The sequence below is a fragment of the Pararhodospirillum photometricum DSM 122 genome, assembly GCF_000284415.1.
Taxonomy (GTDB): domain Bacteria; phylum Pseudomonadota; class Alphaproteobacteria; order Rhodospirillales; family Rhodospirillaceae; genus Pararhodospirillum; species Pararhodospirillum photometricum.
Genome location: NC_017059.1, coordinates 156,219 through 172,429 on the forward strand (window position 1 = coordinate 156,219; position 16,211 = coordinate 172,429).

Sequence of the window (16,211 nt, forward strand, 5' to 3'; positions counted from 1 at the left end):
CGCAAGGGGAAGAAGGGGGGTCCGTCTCTTTCCGGATTTCCAACGCTCCCGCCACCAGGGCGGCCGTGGAAAGCCCCTCTGCTGGCGTTCAGCAACGCCTGAAAGAGGGCTGTGACATGGCTGATTCTCCCAACGCCACCCGTGTGTCCGTGCTTTCCCTTTCCGATATCGACACTTCTGCCGACGAGCCGCGCATCCTCGACCTGAGGGTTGCCGAGCGGCTGGGGTATGAGCGTCCCCGGGTCATTCGCGAACTGATCGAGCGGAACCGCGAAGAGTTGGAGGGCTACGGCGCACTCGCCGTGCGGCACGGCAAGTCACGCGGTCAGGAGTTTGAGGAATACCGGCTTAACGAAGCCCAGGCCCTCCTGGTCTGCATGTTCAGCAAGACCCCTTCGGCGGCGGCGATCCGGCGCGAGGTGATCGAGGTCTTCATGGCGTGGCGGCAAGGTACGTTGGCCACATCGTCCCCCTCGAAGCCTTCCCGCCCCTTGTCCGTCCGCGAAAAGCGGCTCCAGGTCGAGGCATGCCGGAAGACCCTGGGTGCCAGCGCGGCCCAAGCCCTCGCCAAGCGGATCGGGCTTTGGGATGACCTGGGCATCGCCGACCTCGCCGCCTCTGGTCCCGCCCAAGCCGAACTTCCCCTCCCTCCGAACACCCCGGCCCTGACCGGCGCCCAGGTGCGTCCCGGGATGGGGTTGCTGGTGCTGGAAGATGGGGTGGTGATCTTCGATGCCACGGACGACGCGCTTAAGGACGATGACGTCCTGCTGGCCGTGCGCCCCGGCAAGAATGGCTCGTTCACTTCGGTTGATCGGCTCATGGCTCACGCCTGGAGTGGCGCCCGCACCTCGTGCGTTGCCGTGGGCCGGGTGGTGGATGTGCGGAGGCACGCTATCTGATGGCCCGCGCCCCCTCCACCCTCTTCGCCTTCTTCCCCGGGAGCGGGCCAGCAGGTCGGCTTTGCCGGCAGTGCTGCCACTGGGCTCCCGAGGACAAGGCCGGCCCGCTCCGATCTGGGCCGCGCTGCACGAAGGCCATGGCCATGAAGTCTGGCGCGACGGGCGGCTGCCCTGGGGGCACGCCGGCTTGCAAGTACTTTGGTGAGAGGGGGCGCGTCTGATGCAGGAAATGCATTGGTTCAGGTGGCATCACGGCGCCACCTCCGATCCCAAATTCCGGGTCGTCGCCAAGCGGTGCGGACAGCCGGTCCATGTCGTGATCGCCACCTGGGCCTGCATTCTTGAGCACGCATCGGCCGCCGATGAGCGCGGGTCGATCGCCAGCTTCGACGCCGAAGAGGTCGCCGTTACGCTCGACCTTGAAACGGAAACGGTCGTTACATGCGTTACAGCCATGCAAGGCAAGGTCCTGGATGGGGACGCGGTGCGGTCGTGGGAGCGGCGCCAGGGCGGCACCAAAGCGGCCCCGGCCGGATCGACCGAGCGGGTGCGCCGGTACCGGGAGCGGAAGCGCGCTGCGGGTGCAAACCAAGAAAATAAAGAAAAACCAGATACTTACGCAAATGTTACGCCGGACGACGAAACGCGTTACCGGGCAGATGAAACGCCGTGTAACGCGATGGAACGCGATGTAACGCATGTAACGCCTCCTAGAGAAGAGGAGAGAAGAGAAGAGGAGATAAGAGAAGGGTGTAAGCAGCAGCAGGAATCCCACAACACCGCGTGCGCGCGCGAGGCGGCCTCGGGTGCTGCTGCTGCTGGGGCGCCGGCTCCTGGAGACGTCCCCCTGGAGGCCCCGAAGTCCCCGAAGTCCTGGCTCGGCCGCCCCGCCGACGCCGACCGGGCCACACCAGACCCCGCTGAAACCAAGCAAGCCGTCGCCCTGATCAAGGCGGCCCTGAAGGGGCTCGCCGATGGGGGGTGCCCGACAGCCACCCCCCCAGGAGGGGATGAACTTCGGGAGGCGCGCGGCTGGCTCGCGGCCGGAGCTGACCCGGACACGGTTCGGGTCGTCGCCGGTGAGATCGGAGCGCGCCGTGCCGCGAAAGGCAGCGGCCCACCTGTCTCCCTTGCCTATCTAACCCCAAGAATCCTCGAAACTATGCGCCGCCTCCAGGAGCCCAGCCATGAACCACATCGCCCCCGTCAATCACCCGCAGACGCTCGCCAACAGGACCTCATGGCAGCCTACCGCGAATTGGCTGTCGGTCTCTCGGTGGAGGCCGGAGGAGCCGCCGCCTCTGCCGGCCTCTGAGGTCAGGGCGGTGTTGACCGAGGTGAGCGAGTCCCTGGTGCCAGCCGGCAAGGGCGCGGCCATCCTGGAGGCGGCAAAGATCGGGGCGGCCCTAGGAAGCCCGCCCGGGGTGGTCCCCAAGGCCTACGCCGACGCCATGGCGGAGGCTCTGGAGGCGCTCCCTCCTGACCTCCTGGCCCTGGCCGGGAAAAGGGCGCGCACAACACTGCGATTCCCGCCCCGCCCCGCCGAGGTGGTGGCCTTGGTGAGCGACGAGCTTGCCCTACGCCGCCGCGTCAAGGTGCAAGCTGACTACGCCCTGTTCAAAGCCGAGCGCGAGCCGCCTCCTGCGGCTCGACCCAGCCCCGCCAAGGCGCGGTCCGTGGCCGCCCTTGTCGCCGGAGCGGTCAACCGCCCGCCGCGCGAACCCCTGACCGACGACGACCTGCATGCCCAACGCGCTGCTGTCCTGGCCGAGTGCCACGCGGCTGGCCTGACTGCGCGCACCGCTTGAAGGAAACATCATGGACCTGATCGCCCACGGACTGACCCTGGCCCGCGACGCTGGCGTCATCGACCCCACCCCCGAGGCGGCGGTGTGGGAGCTGCTTGTCGAGGCGGCCGATACCCTGCGCCGCCTGCCTGACCAGGAACGCGCGTGGCTGCTGTCGTGTGAGCGCTGCCAGTGGCCCGAGGTCGTGCGAACCCAGGCCGAGCGGTGGGCCAATGCGGTGGCGGCTGGAGGCTGGGAGGGGATGAAGACGCGCCCGGGACCGCCGACACGCGAGGCTATCAGCCGGATGGACGCGCTGTTTGAGGTGGCGAGGTCGATCAAAAAGCCAGCCGATGCACGACGGGCATTCCTGATGGCGGCTGGCGTGCCCGTGTGGGTGATCGCGCGCAAAACCACCGACCGCCGGGACGGCAAGCCCGTCTCTCGTCCAACGATTTATGCCTCCCGAGCGCGGGCATTGGCCGCGTTGGCGGTGACTGTGCAGGCGCGTGGAATGATTTCGAGGGCAGCGTGACGGTTTCTCTTTACGGACTTTACATTTTATGGCCCTATGCCAAGGCAAGATAGCGTTACTGCGTCACCCCGCCGGCCCCGTGGTCGTGCGGGGTTTTCGCGTTCTGGGAGGTTGCCATGGGCGAGTTGATCGACGACGCCGAGCGCCAGCCCTGCGAGGTGTGGACGCGGGTCATGGGTTATCACCGGCCTGTGTCGTCGTTCAACGTCGGGAAGCGTGGGGAGTTTGCGGAGCGCGTCAACTTTTGCGAAAGCGTTGCGTTTTGCAAAGATTTGGTTTTGCCGGGGTCCCTGAGGGGGCGTGACGGGCGGTTGGGCATGGGTCCATCGCGTCTCGGGACCAGCCATAGGTTGTGAAAGCAGGGTAACACATGCGGCGCGTCTCGCAGGCTGAGTTTGCCCGGCTGCACGGGGTGTCCAGAAAGACCGTCACCCTCTGGAAAACGGCGGGATATCTGGCGGTTAGCGAGGGTCAGGTTGACATTGAGGCGTCTGACAAAGCCCTCGCCGAGCGCCGACTGGGGAGGTTCAAGGATGTTACCGCCCCCGTTACCCCTGGTAACGCTTCGCCTCATGTTACCAGGGCGGTCGAGCCTGATCTTGACGACCTGGAGCGGCAGGCCGACGCCTTCATCGAGAGGGTCCTGGCCGGCGACTTTGCGACCCTAGCCGAGGCCGAGCGTGTCAAGGAGAACGCCCTGGCGGTGAAAAACCTCCTGGCTGTCCGGCAACAGGCCGGCGCCTTGGTTGAGGTTGAGGTAGCCGAGCGACTGTTTTTTGAGGCGTCCCGCGCCGCCAGGGATGCTTGGCTCAACTGGCCGTCTCGCGTGGCCCCCCTTGTTGGAGCGTCCCTTGGCGTCGAGGCCGATAAAGTGACCGAGGTCCTGACGGCTCATGTCCACGCCCACCTCAGTGACCTCGGGGAGCCGGAAGCGGACTTCCACCCCGAAGGCTGACCGCCTGACCCTGGCGGCTCGCAAAGGCTGGACGCCTCCTCCGCGGATCAGCGTCCCCGAATGGGCTGACCGATACCGGCGACTGGCAAAGGAGGCGGGTAGCACCTCGGGCCGGTGGCGCACCAGCACCGTGGAAGTGGCGCGAGGGCCAATGCTGGCCGTGACGGAGCCGGGAGTGCATGTCGTTACTGTGATGTGTTGCACCCAGCTCATGAAGACGGCCTTACTTGAGAACACCTTTGGCTACTTTGCTCATTTAGACCCGTGCCCAATTTTACTGGTCCAGCCGAAGGACGAGGCGGCCGAGCAGTTTTCCAAAGAGCGAATCACGCCCATGGTCAAGGCCACGCCCGTCCTTCGGGGGTTGGTGGGCACTGGGAAAACTCGCTCGGCGGAAGAGACGCTGTTGTACAAGGCGTTTCCCGGTGGGTTCCTGGCCCTGGTTGGTGCGGGATCGCCGGACAACCTAGCTCGTCGGCCGGTGCGTGTGACGCTGTTCGACGAGGTGGACAAGTACCCAGTTACTCGGGAGGGCGACCCCATCGCCTTGGGCGAGGAGCGCACGGCCACTTTCGGCGTCAACTGGTTGTCGATCCGGGCTTGCTCTCCCACGGTCGAGGATGAGAGCCGGATTGCGGCAAAATATGCGGAGAGCGACCAGCGCCGGGCCTCGGTGGTCTGCCCTCACTGTGGGCATCGGCAGTTCCTTGATTTTTTTAAACATGTCGAGTGGGAGAAAAGTGAAACCGGCGACCACAGGCCAAAGACAGCCCGGATCTGTTGCGAGGCCTGCGGGTCGGTGTGGTCGGAAGGTGATCGCCTCAATGCCCTGACGACGACCCGCTGGCACCAGACGCGGCCCTTTGAGTGTTGCGGGCACCGGCATAGCCCGCTTGATGACTACGCCTGGGCGTGGCGGGACGGGGGTGCGGACCCCGTAAGCGCTATCTGGGACTGGTGGGAAGGCGATCGGTGGGCTGTCTACCGGGCGCGCTGCCCAATTTGCGGAGCCTGGGGCTTGGACAACGAGCACGCGGGCTTCCAGGCCAGCAAGCTGTACAGCCCCTGGCAGAAGGATCGCCCCCAGGACATCGCGGCCAAGTGGCTTGCGGCGAAGGACAGCGACGAAAAGAAACAGGCGTGGTGGAACACCCAATTGGGGTTGCCCTACCGGCCCAGGGTTGGGCGCGACATCAAGCCCCATGCCCTGATGGAGCGCCGAGAAGTCTGGCCCGGTGATGTGCCGGCAGGCGTGGCGGCGCTGACTGCCGGGGTGGACACGCAAGACAACCGCCTGGAGATCGAAGTCGTCGGCTGGGGGCGGGGGGAAGAGTCGTGGTCTGTCCACTACGAGGTTTTGGAGGGAGACCCGGGGCAGCCCGAAGTCTGGAGCCGCCTTGATGCCCTCCTGTCTCGCACATGGCTGCGAGCGGATGGTCGCCCGTTTGTGATTGCGGCGGCGTGCATCGACTCGGGTGGGCACCACACCCAGGATGTGTATCGCTTTTGCCGGGGCAAGCTGACGCGGCGGATCTGGGCGATCAAGGGCGCGTCGGAGACCAGCGGCCTGCGCTCCCCGGTGTGGCCCACGTCTCGGGTGGCGAAAAAGAGATCGAAAGACAACAAGCCGGTCATCATCGGCACAAACGCAGCCAAAGACCGAATTTCGGACTGCCTGAGCATTGAGGCGCCCGGGCCGGGGTACATGCACTTCCCGGCTGAACGGGACGCCGGGTACTTCACCCAACTGACCAGCGAGCGACTTGCCCTCAAGAGGGACGGGGGGAGGTCGCGCCGGGTGTGGGTGCCGAAGCAGGGCATGGCCCATGAGGCCCTGGACTGCCGAGTCTACGCCTACGCCGCGCTGTGGGGATTGATTATGCAGCACCGCCTGGATCTGGATCGCGAGGCCGTGAAGGTCGGAGCGGTAGACGCTCCTGTCGTGCGCATCGACACGTGGGAGGCGCGGCCTCCCAGACCCTCGGTTTGTTAGGGGGGGAGTATTCGGAAAGTGCGGTTGGAACTCCAATACAGAGCGCGGGAAATCGGACATGGCAGAGCCTCCGATGGCTCGATATTCATTATATGTTCTATTATACACTCACCATAAGCGCCCCGCACATCGTAGCCCCGGAGGCAGGAATAAGCCACCGGCGGCTATTTCCATTCGTAAAGCGGGTTTTCGGCGATCTGGTTATCTGGGGGCTGCTACAGCTGCATCAATGCAAGCACTGGGGGCATGGTACCTGAAGTTCGTCAGCTCTGACACCGCAAAGGCTTCGAGGTACTGCCCAAACGTTAGGTCGTGGAATGCACATTCGGCCAGCTCGGCCGACACCGCCGCCTCGCCAAGGATTTTGATAACCTGTCCCGGATGCCCCTAGCCTTCTTGCGCCTCACCGTAATCCGCCTCATGCTGCTCAGAATCGCAAGGCTGCGGAACTCATAGGGAACTTAGCGGACGGGACTTTTGGAGCGATTAAGCTGAGAAGACAAGGCAATAGGCAATGAGGGCTGAAGGGGCCCGCTTGTGGATATTTTTAATTAGAGAGGAAAAGTTTAAATTTATACTCAAAGCTTTGCCTCGAACAGGTGTTTTTATAATTTTTTTGTTCGCCAAACTGCCTTGGGCGATGTCAAAATATTACAGGGGGTCTATATTGCGGATGTGGCGCGTTAGCAGATATACTGAGGTACGGGGTGACTCAGCGCCGTCCTCGCGGCGCCTAGCCTCCATCGCTTCTGCGCGTCTTTCGGCATCCTCAACCTTTGGAAGCAATGTGGACAGCTCCGGTACTTTGTGAGAGCTGGATTTATACCCAGGACATATGCTTTCGCATTTTTTCTGTATCCCAAATCGATCGTCTCCAGCATCAAAATCTTTAAAGTGTAAAATTAGCCACAACTCAAAGCAAGGATTAGAGTATCCTACATAGATATTATTTTGGGCACACATTTGAAGGGCTTCGCTAATATTTGGGTGTTCGTCTCGGTCAAAAACAACCCAAACCACGTCGGAATCCCCAAACTCTTTTTTATATTTTTTTGTAGAAATATATTTAATTTTCTCCTGGGCATGCCTCGCGATTGTGAGAGGCACCCCAGCCGCAGCTATGCAAATTACCTCTACAGCGACGTCCCCTACGTGGTGAGCGTAGGCCTCAAAATACAGAGGCTCTGTATTTCTTCCTTCAGAAAATATATAGATCTTTCTTTTTTTATTTATTACTCCTACTAAGCGAGTTATTTTTTTCATCAATTAAATCTTCATAAGAATTTTCGTGAGTTTTATTCTTCAATGTTCTTGATGTAGCGCTCAACAAAACTTGAGCTAGGCGGCACCGCTCCATAGCGACCTTGTAGGTATTGTCGCTCAAACCCTTCATCTTTTCTACTGTTAATCTCGACAAGAGAATAATAAGATGATGAACCGCTCCTGTCCTTTTGGGAGAACCAAATCTCGTCGCGGCGTAAGACGTTCGGGTCCAGTAGGTTTGTGTCGTGGGTTGTCGCGATCAACTGGGCATTGCCGCGGTTGTAAGTGTGATCAAGGAATAGCTTAACTATAGATTTGACCGCATGAGTATGTAGACTTGCATCAATTTCATCAACAACCATAATACACCCCTTATCCAGGGAAGAAAAAATATAGTTCATCATGATGAGGAGGCGTCGTGTCCCAGCGCTTTCTGCATCACTAGGAAAATATACAAGATCACCATCGTAATCGACATGACCTAGTTGAATTTCATACTCCCTGTCGTCAACGGCAGGCGCGTCGATCTCTGATTCATCGTTGGCGTATGAAGATACAACCTTTATCACATCTGCTATCATATTCCTTTGTTTCTCAGGAATCTCTGACGTTACTTGCTTGTAATCGCAAATTCCTGTCCCAATTGCCTTTAGAAAAGCAATTGAGCGATGATCGATTTCATTGTCTTTGAATGTTATGTTTAAAAGGCCGGAGTGTACGGTGATGTCGCTAAGGGCAATGATGTTTTTAAAAAACTCAACAACGGGTTTTAGCTCCGGATGATCGACATGAGCAGCGATCGACATGAAAAGAACGTTTGGGCGCAAAAAACTCCCCAGAGTTTTCTTTGAACCTCGCATTAAAGCTCCAAATTCAATAGAACCTTCTCTTCTATCAAATATCTTTCTTCTCCGCTCCTTCGGATACGAAAATAGATATTCTGATATAATTTTGTCGTCATCATAGCTAAATCCGTAATCATATCTAATACCGCCCTCCAAAAAGACAATTTCGAATTCTGTTGGAGCCTGTTTTGCCATTTTATTTAAGTCAAAAGGCTTCCGTCTTAATGATTTTTCCCTTGTTGGATGTACCAAAAAGATCGAGTCCCGCATTCGGACAAGAGCGTCCAGGAGATTGGTCTTCCCAGATGCGTTCGGACCATAGATGATCGCACACGGCAGGACCCCATTTGTTAATCCTGGCGCAGAAACATCTGCCGGTGCGTGTGCTCCTTTTGTGTTGGAGCCAACCATTGAAAGGGTTTGCTTGCCCCATATCGACTTGTAGTTGGAAACACTGAATGTAAGCAGCATACGAAGGCCTTTCCTGCGCAGAAGCGCATTAAGCAGCTCTTTATGCGGATTTTTCGCGAAAAAGCCGTCGAAAATGATATCCTTGTATCTCTTCCTCGTCAACAATTGCAGACCGGTCTGTCGCTCTAAGCGCGTTGACATTCATTTTCCAGATGAATGCGTTGACGAGGCTGAGGATGGGCAAGTGAACCAATACCTTGCGCATGAAGTAGACGCGGTACCGCTGCCAAGTGAACTATTGGCCGGATCGATCAGCCCCTCGCGCAGCCGAGCGCCATCTGCTACAGCCGCGTCGGTGACGAGCGTGTTGCTTTGGCGCGCCGCCGACACCAGCGTCGTGTCTCCGACGGCCGAGACACAGCGCTTCACGCTCACCCCAACCAACGGGGGTTCCAAGGGGGCCCCCGGCCCCCTTGGCCTTTCCCTTCTTCTTCCCCCCTTTCCCGCCCCCCCGGGTCAGCGTGCCACGAGGGCGAAGACGCCCCAGCCCAGGTAGTCCCGGGTATAGGTGGCGTAGCGGATGGGTTCGGCGGTGAGGTGGGTGCGCACGTCGGGGGCAAAGGGGTCGTCGGGATGGGAGTCAAGCCAGCGACGCAGGGTCAGCCATTTGGCGGCTTCGTAGCGATCCCAACCGTCTTGGTCGGCCAGAACCATTTCGACGACGTCGTAGCCCTGATCTTGGAAAGAGGCGAGCAGAGCGGGCAGCGGGAGGAAGTCGGCGATGGCGGAGGCGAGACAGCCCTGGGCGATGTGTTCCGTCGGAGGGAGCTGGCGCCAGTAGGGTTCACCGATGAGGGGAAGACCACCGGGGCGCAGACTCTGGGCCAAAAGCCCCAGGGTCCCGGCGACGCCTCCCCCGATCCAGGTGGCTCCGACACAAGCGGCCAGGGCGACCTTTTCGTCGGAGACGTAACCAGCGGCGTCGCCATGAAGAAACTCGACACGATCGGCGACGCCGAGGTCGAGGGCCCGACGCTTGGCTTGCTCGGTGAAGAGCGGACTCAGGTCGATCCCGGTGCCGACGATACCGTGATCGCGGGCCCAGGTACAGAGCATCTCCCCGGAGCCGCTGCCGAGATCGAGAACCCGGGCGCCGACGTCGAGACGCAAGGCCGCGCCAAGGGTAGCCAGCTTGTCGGGAGTGATGGGGTTGTGAATGCGGTGAGCGCTTTCACTGAGGGTGAAAATCCGCGGGATGTCCACGATCTCAACGATCCTTGTCTCAGGAAAAAACAGTCGAGCCCTGCACCGACAGGACAGGCGATGACACCGCCTTAAGCCAGACTACCCCGCCCCCCCAACCGCTCCACCCCAACCGACCGGGGGTTCCGAACGGGGGCCCCCGGCCCCCCTTGCCTTCCCTTCCCCTTCCCTTCCCCTTCCCTTCCCCTTCCCTTCCCCTTCCCTTCCCCTTCCTCTTCCCCTTCCTCTTCCTCTTCCTCTTCCCCTTACGCCGCTTCGGAAACCCCTTCACTCGCCGCAACAATCGCCACCAAGTCATTCATGATGGTCGTGATGTCGTAGTCTTTCGGCGTGTAAACCTTGGTCACCCCCTCAGCAACCAGGATCTTTTCGTCCTCAGGCGGAATGATCCCGCCAACAATGACGGGAACAGCGTCCAGCCCGGCGGCGCGCATGCGCTGGAGGATGTCGGTCACGAGGGGAACATGGGATCCCGACAGGATGGAAAGACCGACGATGTGGACGCTTTCTTCCAGGGCGGCGTTGACGATCTGGGCCGGGGTCAGGCGGATGCCTTCGTAGACCACTTCCATGCCGGCGTCGCGGGCGCGCACGGCGATTTGTTCGGCGCCGTTGGAGTGGCCATCGAGGCCGGGCTTGCCGACGAGGATCTTGACGCGGCGGCCCAGGCGCTCGGAGAGGGCTTCGACGCGGGTGCGGACTTCGCCGAGACGGGCGGGGACGCTGCCGGCGCGGGCGGCGGTGGAGACGCCGGTGGGGGCGCGGAATTCGCCGAAGACGTCGCGCAGAGTCTGGGACCACTCGCCGGTGGTGACGCCGGCGTGGGCGCAGGCGATGGTGGGTTCCATGATGTTGCTGCCGTCGGCGGCGGCACGGCGCAGGGCGGCGAGGGTCTCGGCGACCTTAGCGGCGTCGCGGCTTTGGCGCCAGGCGACGAGGGAGGCGATCTGGTCGCGTTCCACGGCCGGATCGACGGTCATGATGGCGCCGTCGCCGGCGGTGAGGGGGCTGGGGGCGGCTTCGGTGAACTTGTTGACGCCGACCACGATCTGCTCGCCGCTTTCGATGGCGGCGAGGCGGGCCGAGTAGGGCCGGCCCATCGCCCGGGTCTGGCTGACCCCCCCCGAGTACACCGGCCTGCCCCCCCTGACCTTGGAGACCAGTCGCCCCGACGCCGGAGAGGATGACACCACCCCGCTCCGGGTCGCCAAGGGAACCGTTGTGCTGGCCCTGGTCCATGGCCGGGCCGAGAGCGCCCGCTTGGCCGTGGGCGGCGAGGACCAGGGCATGGAGGTCCTGGATCCCCATTCCCTGCGCGCCAGCATGGTGGTGAAAAGCGATGGCGTGCTGAGTGTGCGGGCGGATGGCCAAACCCTTCTGCACCGCCCGTTGGAGATGCTGCCCGATGATCCCCCCAGCGTGCGCTTTGCCGCAGCGCCGGGAAGCGACCCGCGCGGGCGGTTGGTTCTTGTCCTGGCGGCGCGCGACGACCATGGGGTGGTCAGTCTGGGTGTGGATCTCCGCCCGCTGACGCCGCGGCGCAGTGATCCCGAGGGGGCGCTGACCCAAGATTTTCCTCCCCCCGACGCCCAGACCCGCGACGTGATCAGCCGCGCCGCCCCCGATCTGACCGCCCATCGCTGGGCCGGACGCGAGGTGCGTCTAACACCGTGGGCCGTTGATGCGCTGGGCCAACGGGCCCAGGGGGAATCGGTGAGCGTGACCTTGCCGCGCCGCGTGTTCCGCCACCCGGTCGCCCGGGCCCTGATCAGCGAGCGCGAGCGGTTGACCGAGGACCCCGGGGCCCTGCCCGGCGTGATCAGTCGCCTCGACTCGCTGACCGCCCGACCGGAAGCGTTTGACCACACCTTATCCGTCTATCTGGCCCTGCGCGTGGCGCGCTCGCACCTCGCCGGCCATGGCCGAGGGGCCGATGTCGAACGGGTGCGCGATTTGCTGTGGGACGCCGCCGTGCGGGTGGAAGAGGGCGACGACGCCCGGGTGGTGGCCGATCTCGAAGCCCTGCGCGAACGGGTCCAAGAAGCCCTGAACGGCACCTTGGGCCAAGACGACCTCGACCGCTTGATCCGCGACGCCCGCGAGGCCCTGAACCAAGCCCTGGCCGACCTACAGCGCTCCTTGCAGGCCCTGGACCCCGAGGGCCTCTTGCACCGAGACCTGGGGCAAGACGACGAGGCGATGGATCTCGACCAGCTCCTGCGCGATCTCCAGGACATGAACCGCCTGGGCGCGCGGGACGCCACCCGAACCCTCCTGGAGCACCTGAGCGATGCGTTGGCGGCGCTTCATCCCCAACACCTGACCCCGGAAGCCCTCCAAACCTTGCGCCAGACCCTGGAGCAGACCCGGGCCCTGGACGCCCTGCGCCGCGACCAAGCCGCCTTGCTCGACGAGACCTTCCGGGCCGAGCAAACACACCAGCCTCAGATCGACCCCCCGGGCACCCAAGGCCTCGACGCCCGCCTGGGCGAACTGCGGCGGGGCGATCGTCTGTCCCTCCCGTCGGCCAAAGCGCCCCCCCGGCCCGAGGGTCAAAGCCGCCCCCTGGCCCAGCGCCAACAAGACGTGCAAGGGCGTTTGGAACAGATCCTGCGCGATATCGCGGAAAAAACCGACCACGTGCCGCCCGCCCTGGGGGAGGCGGCCCTGGCCATGGGCGAGGCAGTCGCGCGCCTCAAAGCCGGCGCCCTCGCCGCGGCGCAGGAAGATCAGCGGATCGCCCTGGACCGGTTGAGCGAGGGCCAAGCCCAAGCCCGCAGCCAAATGCGCCGGGCCTTGGGACTGCCCCTGATGCCGCGCATGGGCCAGCGCGGCCCCGGCCTTGACCCACTGGGCCGCGAAACCGGCGGCCTGGGYCCGGGGACCGACACCGTGGGCATGCCCGACCGCTCGGAAGCCCGCCGCGCCCGCGATATCCTCGAAGAACTCCGCCGCCGCGCCAACGACCCCCAGCGCTCGGCCCCGGAAAAAGCCTACATCGACCGGCTCATTCCGCGCTTTTAGAGGGGAGGGTGTTCTTTGGAGGGGCGGCAGCCCCGCGTCACCCCCCCCTCCAAAGAACACCCTCCCCCTACAAGGTCCGAACGAACCCGTTGGGATCGACGTCGGGCAAGGCGGTGGTGGGGGCTTGGACGGGGGTGCCCAGGTACAGGAAGCCGACGATGCGGTCGCCTTCCCCCAGCCCCAACCCCTCGGCGACCGTAGGATCGTCCATCAGCCAGCCCGAGCGCCAGATCCCGCCAAACCCCAGGGCTTGGGCGGCCATCTGCATGGCCATGACGGCGCAGCCGGCGGTCAACTGCTGGTCGAAGGGCGTCACGCCGTCACTGGGACGCGAACGGGCGACGACCACGACGACCAAAGGGGCACGATGGGGCAACCGGGCGGCGCGCTCGACCTTGGCCTCGTCTTGCCCGGCCGCTTGAGCCGCGCGCGCGAACAGAGCCCCCAGACGATCGAGCCCCTCGCCGGAGGCGATCAAGAACTCATAGGGCCGCAAACGCTTGTGGTCGGGAACCCGCAGGGCGGCTTTCAAGAGGGTGGTGAGAGCCGCGCCCTCGGGGGCCGGGGCGGTGAGAGCGGCGCAGGAGCGACGCTCCAGGAGTAAAGTCAGGGCGTCCATTTTGTTTTTCCCAAGGAAACGAGGGGTCTGGGGAGGCCCGCGCCTCCCCAGCCTTAAAACCTTTCCTCACGCCTCCTAGGCATCAGCGACCATCGACCCAACCCCCCAGATGTCCCGGGCATAGGTATGAATCGCCCGATCCGAGGAGAACTTGCCCATGCGGGCTACATTGAGGATGGCCTTGCGGGCCCAGGTCCGCTGGTCCAGGTACAAGGCATCGACGGCGGCCTGGGCCTCGACATAGCTGCGGAAGTCGGCCATGACCAGGAAGGGGTCGCCCTGGTTGAGCACGGCGTTGATCAGCGGATGGTAGCGGTCGGGCTGCTCCATGTTGAAGAAGCCGTCGCGAATCATGTCGATGACCCGGCGCAGTTCCTCGTCGGCGTTGACCCAATCCCACGGATTGTAGCCGTTGGCCTTGGTGTGGGCGACTTCCTCGGCGGTTTGGCCGAAAATGAAGATGTTGTCGCCGCCCACTTCCTCGCGGATTTCGATGTTGGCGCCATCGAGGGTGCCGATGGTCAAGGCGCCGTTGAGGGCAAATTTCATGTTCCCGGTGCCCGAGGCCTCGGTGCCGGCGGTAGAAATCTGCTCCGAGAGGTCGCAGGCCGGGATCAGAATCTCGGCGGTAGACACGTTGTAATTTGGCACAAACACAACCCGCAAACGACCCCGAACCAACGGGTCATGGTTGATGATCTCGGCCACGTCGTTGATGAGGCGGATGATCTTTTTGGCCATGAAGTAGCCGGGCGCCGCCTTACCGCCAAAGATCACCGTGCGCGGCAGCAGGTCGGGGGCGTTGGCCGAACGCAGGCGGTTATAGCGGGCGATAACCTGCAAGATGTTGAGAAGCTGGCGCTTGTACTCGTGGATGCGCTTGATCTGAATGTCGAACAGGGTCTCGGGCGCCACGCACAGGCCGCAGCGCTCTTCGATCAAGGCAGCGGCGCGGACCTTGGCCTGACGCTTGATGGCAAGGAAACGATCCTGGAAGGCGGTGTCGTCGGCCAGGGCCTCCAGGTCGCGCAGGCGGTCGAGATCGCGGATCCACTGGGGCCCGACGGCCTCGCTGACCAAGGCGGCGAGCGGCGGGTTGGACTGCAACAGCCAGCGGCGTTGGGTGATGCCGTTGGTCACATTGACGAACTTGCCCTCATACATCCGGTCGAAATCGGGGAAGACGCGCTCGCGCAGCAGGTGGGTATGCAAGGCGGCCACGCCGTTGACCCGAGCACTGCCAACGACCGCAAGATGGGCCATGCGCACGCGACGGGTGGCGTCATCGATGATGGACATGCGGCGCACTTTGTCGCCATCGCCGGGGTAGGTCCGGCGGACGTCTTGCAGGAAATAGTGGTTGATGCGGTAGATGATCTCCATGTGACGCGGCAGCAGCGTTTCCATGAGATCCAGGGGCCACGTCTCCAGGGCCTCGGGCAGCAAGGTGTGGTTGGTGTAGGCAAAGGAATTGCGGGTGATGTCCCAGGCGTCTTCCCAGTTGAGGCCGCAGTGGTCCATGAGCAGGCGCATCAACTCGGGCACCGCCAGGGCGGGATGGGTGTCGTTGAGCTGGATGGCGGTCTTTTCGGGGAAAAGGCGGGGATTCTTGTGAACCTTGAGGAAGCGCGCCAGGATGTCTTGCAAGGAGGCCGAAACGAAGAAGTATTCCTGCTTCAAGCGCAGTTCCTGCCCCATCAAGGTGGTATCCATGGGATACAGCACCTTCGAGAGGGTTTCGCTGACGGTCTTTTCCTTCACCGCCTCGATATAGTTGCCCTCGTTGAAGTAGCGCAGGTCAAAATCCTGGGTGGAGCGCGCCGACCACAGCCGGAGATTGACGGCGATGCTGCCGCCAAAGCCAGTTTCCTTGAGGTCGTAGGCCTCGGCAATCACGTCGTCGGTATCGACCCAGCGACAGCTTTCGTGGCCTTGCTCGTCGCGGAAGCACACGATGCGCCCGCCAAAGCGTACGGTATAATTGAGGTTATGCCGCACGATTTCCCAAGGTGAGCCATTTTGCAGCCAGCTCTCCGGGTGCTCCACCTGCTGGCCGTTCTCAATGGTCTGGGAGAACATGCCAAACTCGTAGCGGATGCCATAGCCATAGCCGGGGTAGGCATGGGTCGCCATGGAATCGAGRAAACAAGCGGCCAAGCGCCCAAGACCGCCGTTGCCCAGGGCGGCATCGCTCTCTTGCTCGGCCACCACATCGAGATTTTGCCCAAGAGCCGTCAAAGCGGCGCGGACCTGGGGCTCGATGCCAAGGTCGAGCAGATGCTTCATCAGCCGCCGCCCGGTCAGGAACTCCATGGAGAGGTAGTAGACGCGTTTGACGTCTTTCCCGTACTGGCTGCGCGAGGTGTGCATCCCCTGTTCGCTCAGGTGGCCGCGCAACAAGGAGGCCAGGGCCAGGAACCAGTCGTGGGGGCCTGCAGAGTCCGGGTCGAAACCAACAACCCGGACCATGGAGGCGATCAGTCCCCGTTTGATCTGCTGAACATCGGAGAAGTCGATTCCATCGTCGAGATCGTTGAAGCTTGAGTCTGGCGCGTGCATTCCGTACCCCCTTTTCTACCCGTCGTCTTGACTCTTGACCCGCTTTCCCCCGCCC

Annotated in this window: 14 protein-coding genes and 1 pseudogene; 9 read left to right on the forward strand and 6 right to left on the reverse strand. The window is 62.6% G+C overall.

The genetic code is table 11. The features are described from left to right. Window positions 1–116: 116 nt before the first annotated feature. The 8 genes and pseudogenes from RSPPHO_RS17335 to RSPPHO_RS19555 form a co-directional block, all read left to right on the forward strand. Window positions 117–902 (forward strand): hypothetical protein, encoded by a 786-nt coding sequence (locus RSPPHO_RS17335; protein WP_051013530.1) that lies wholly within the window; start codon window positions 117–119, stop codon window positions 900–902. A gap of 220 nt (window positions 903–1,122) precedes the next feature. Continuing rightward, complete coding sequence (locus RSPPHO_RS17340; RefSeq protein WP_051013531.1) at window positions 1,123–2,217, forward strand: hypothetical protein; 1,095 nt, start codon at window positions 1,123–1,125, stop codon at window positions 2,215–2,217. 22 nt (window positions 2,218–2,239) lie between these two features. Next, window positions 2,240–2,710 carry a hypothetical protein gene (locus RSPPHO_RS00605; RefSeq protein ID WP_157879032.1) on the forward strand — a complete coding sequence of 157 codons (471 nt, stop codon included), beginning with the start codon at window positions 2,240–2,242 and terminating at the stop codon, window positions 2,708–2,710. Between the two features lie 10 nt (window positions 2,711–2,720). Beyond that, entirely contained in the window at window positions 2,721–3,224 is a 504-nt protein-coding gene (locus tag RSPPHO_RS00610) for a hypothetical protein (RefSeq protein WP_041793629.1), read from the forward strand. Between the two features lie 116 nt (window positions 3,225–3,340). Then, complete coding sequence (nrdD, locus tag RSPPHO_RS18285) at window positions 3,341–3,580, forward strand: anaerobic ribonucleoside-triphosphate reductase (RefSeq protein WP_069187534.1); 240 nt, start codon at window positions 3,341–3,343, stop codon at window positions 3,578–3,580. A 14-nt stretch (window positions 3,581–3,594) separates the two neighbouring features. Beyond that, complete coding sequence (locus RSPPHO_RS00620) at window positions 3,595–4,179, forward strand: hypothetical protein (protein ID WP_014413346.1); 585 nt, start codon at window positions 3,595–3,597, stop codon at window positions 4,177–4,179. Then, entirely contained in the window at window positions 4,118–6,172 is a 2,055-nt protein-coding gene (locus RSPPHO_RS00625) for a phage terminase large subunit family protein (RefSeq protein WP_081581606.1), read from the forward strand. The genes RSPPHO_RS00620 and RSPPHO_RS00625 overlap by 62 nt, the downstream gene beginning before the upstream one ends. A 158-nt stretch (window positions 6,173–6,330) precedes the next feature. Beyond that, window positions 6,331–6,628, forward strand: a pseudogene (locus tag RSPPHO_RS19555) (IS5/IS1182 family transposase); the annotation flags it as partial. 195 nt (window positions 6,629–6,823) lie between these two features. Here RSPPHO_RS19555 and RSPPHO_RS18545 read toward each other — a convergent pair. From RSPPHO_RS18545 to RSPPHO_RS00640, 4 genes are all read right to left on the reverse strand, one after another. Beyond that, the gene (locus RSPPHO_RS18545) at window positions 6,824–7,435 is read right to left on the reverse strand and encodes an RloB family protein (protein WP_081581607.1); all 612 of its coding nucleotides are present in this window, start codon (window positions 7,433–7,435) and stop codon (window positions 6,824–6,826) included. A gap of 32 nt (window positions 7,436–7,467) precedes the next feature. Continuing rightward, window positions 7,468–8,892 carry an AAA family ATPase gene (locus RSPPHO_RS18550; protein ID WP_081581608.1) on the reverse strand — a complete coding sequence of 475 codons (1,425 nt, stop codon included), beginning with the start codon at window positions 8,890–8,892 and terminating at the stop codon, window positions 7,468–7,470. 315 nt (window positions 8,893–9,207) lie between these two features. Next, on the reverse strand, window positions 9,208–9,954 hold the full coding sequence (locus RSPPHO_RS00635) for an SAM-dependent methyltransferase (protein ID WP_014413347.1): 747 nt from the start codon (window positions 9,952–9,954) through the stop codon (window positions 9,208–9,210). Between the two features lie 245 nt (window positions 9,955–10,199). Beyond that, on the reverse strand, window positions 10,200–11,087 hold the full coding sequence (locus RSPPHO_RS00640) for a methylmalonyl-CoA mutase family protein (RefSeq protein WP_339325394.1): 888 nt from the start codon (window positions 11,085–11,087) through the stop codon (window positions 10,200–10,202). A 19-nt stretch (window positions 11,088–11,106) separates the two neighbouring features. Between RSPPHO_RS00640 and RSPPHO_RS00645 the strand changes: the two genes are divergently transcribed. Then, on the forward strand, window positions 11,107–12,978 hold the full coding sequence (locus RSPPHO_RS00645; RefSeq protein ID WP_014413349.1) for a DUF4175 family protein: 1,872 nt from the start codon (window positions 11,107–11,109) through the stop codon (window positions 12,976–12,978). Window positions 12,979–13,045: 67 nt separating this feature from the next. On the opposite strand, the gene RSPPHO_RS00650 is transcribed toward RSPPHO_RS00645, so the two are convergent. Further along, the gene (locus RSPPHO_RS00650) at window positions 13,046–13,597 is read right to left on the reverse strand and encodes an NAD(P)H nitroreductase (RefSeq protein WP_014413351.1); all 552 of its coding nucleotides are present in this window, start codon (window positions 13,595–13,597) and stop codon (window positions 13,046–13,048) included. Between the two features lie 75 nt (window positions 13,598–13,672). Further along, entirely contained in the window at window positions 13,673–16,156 is a 2,484-nt protein-coding gene (locus RSPPHO_RS00655) for a glycogen/starch/alpha-glucan phosphorylase (RefSeq protein ID WP_014413352.1), read from the reverse strand. Window positions 16,157–16,211: the final 55 nt, after the last annotated feature.

What these genes read in the sequence shown, in the direction of transcription:
- RSPPHO_RS17335 (WP_051013530.1), top strand. Translation starts at nt 117, where the DNA reads ATGGCTGATTCTCCCAACGCCACCCGTGTGTCCGTGCTTTCCCTTTCC.
- RSPPHO_RS17340 (WP_051013531.1), top strand. Translation starts at nt 1,123, where the DNA reads ATGCAGGAAATGCATTGGTTCAGGTGGCATCACGGCGCCACCTCCGAT.
- RSPPHO_RS00610 (WP_041793629.1), top strand. Translation starts at nt 2,721, where the DNA reads ATGGACCTGATCGCCCACGGACTGACCCTGGCCCGCGACGCTGGCGTC.
- nrdD (WP_069187534.1), top strand. Translation starts at nt 3,341, where the DNA reads ATGGGCGAGTTGATCGACGACGCCGAGCGCCAGCCCTGCGAGGTGTGG.
- RSPPHO_RS00620 (WP_014413346.1), top strand. Translation starts at nt 3,595, where the DNA reads ATGCGGCGCGTCTCGCAGGCTGAGTTTGCCCGGCTGCACGGGGTGTCC.
- RSPPHO_RS00625 (WP_081581606.1), top strand. Translation starts at nt 4,118, where the DNA reads ATGTCCACGCCCACCTCAGTGACCTCGGGGAGCCGGAAGCGGACTTCC.
- RSPPHO_RS18545 (WP_081581607.1), bottom strand. Translation starts at nt 7,435, where the DNA reads ATGAAAAAAATAACTCGCTTAGTAGGAGTAATAAATAAAAAAAGAAAG.
- RSPPHO_RS18550 (WP_081581608.1), bottom strand. Translation starts at nt 8,892, where the DNA reads ATGTCAACGCGCTTAGAGCGACAGACCGGTCTGCAATTGTTGACGAGG.
- RSPPHO_RS00650 (WP_014413351.1), bottom strand. Translation starts at nt 13,597, where the DNA reads ATGGACGCCCTGACTTTACTCCTGGAGCGTCGCTCCTGCGCCGCTCTC.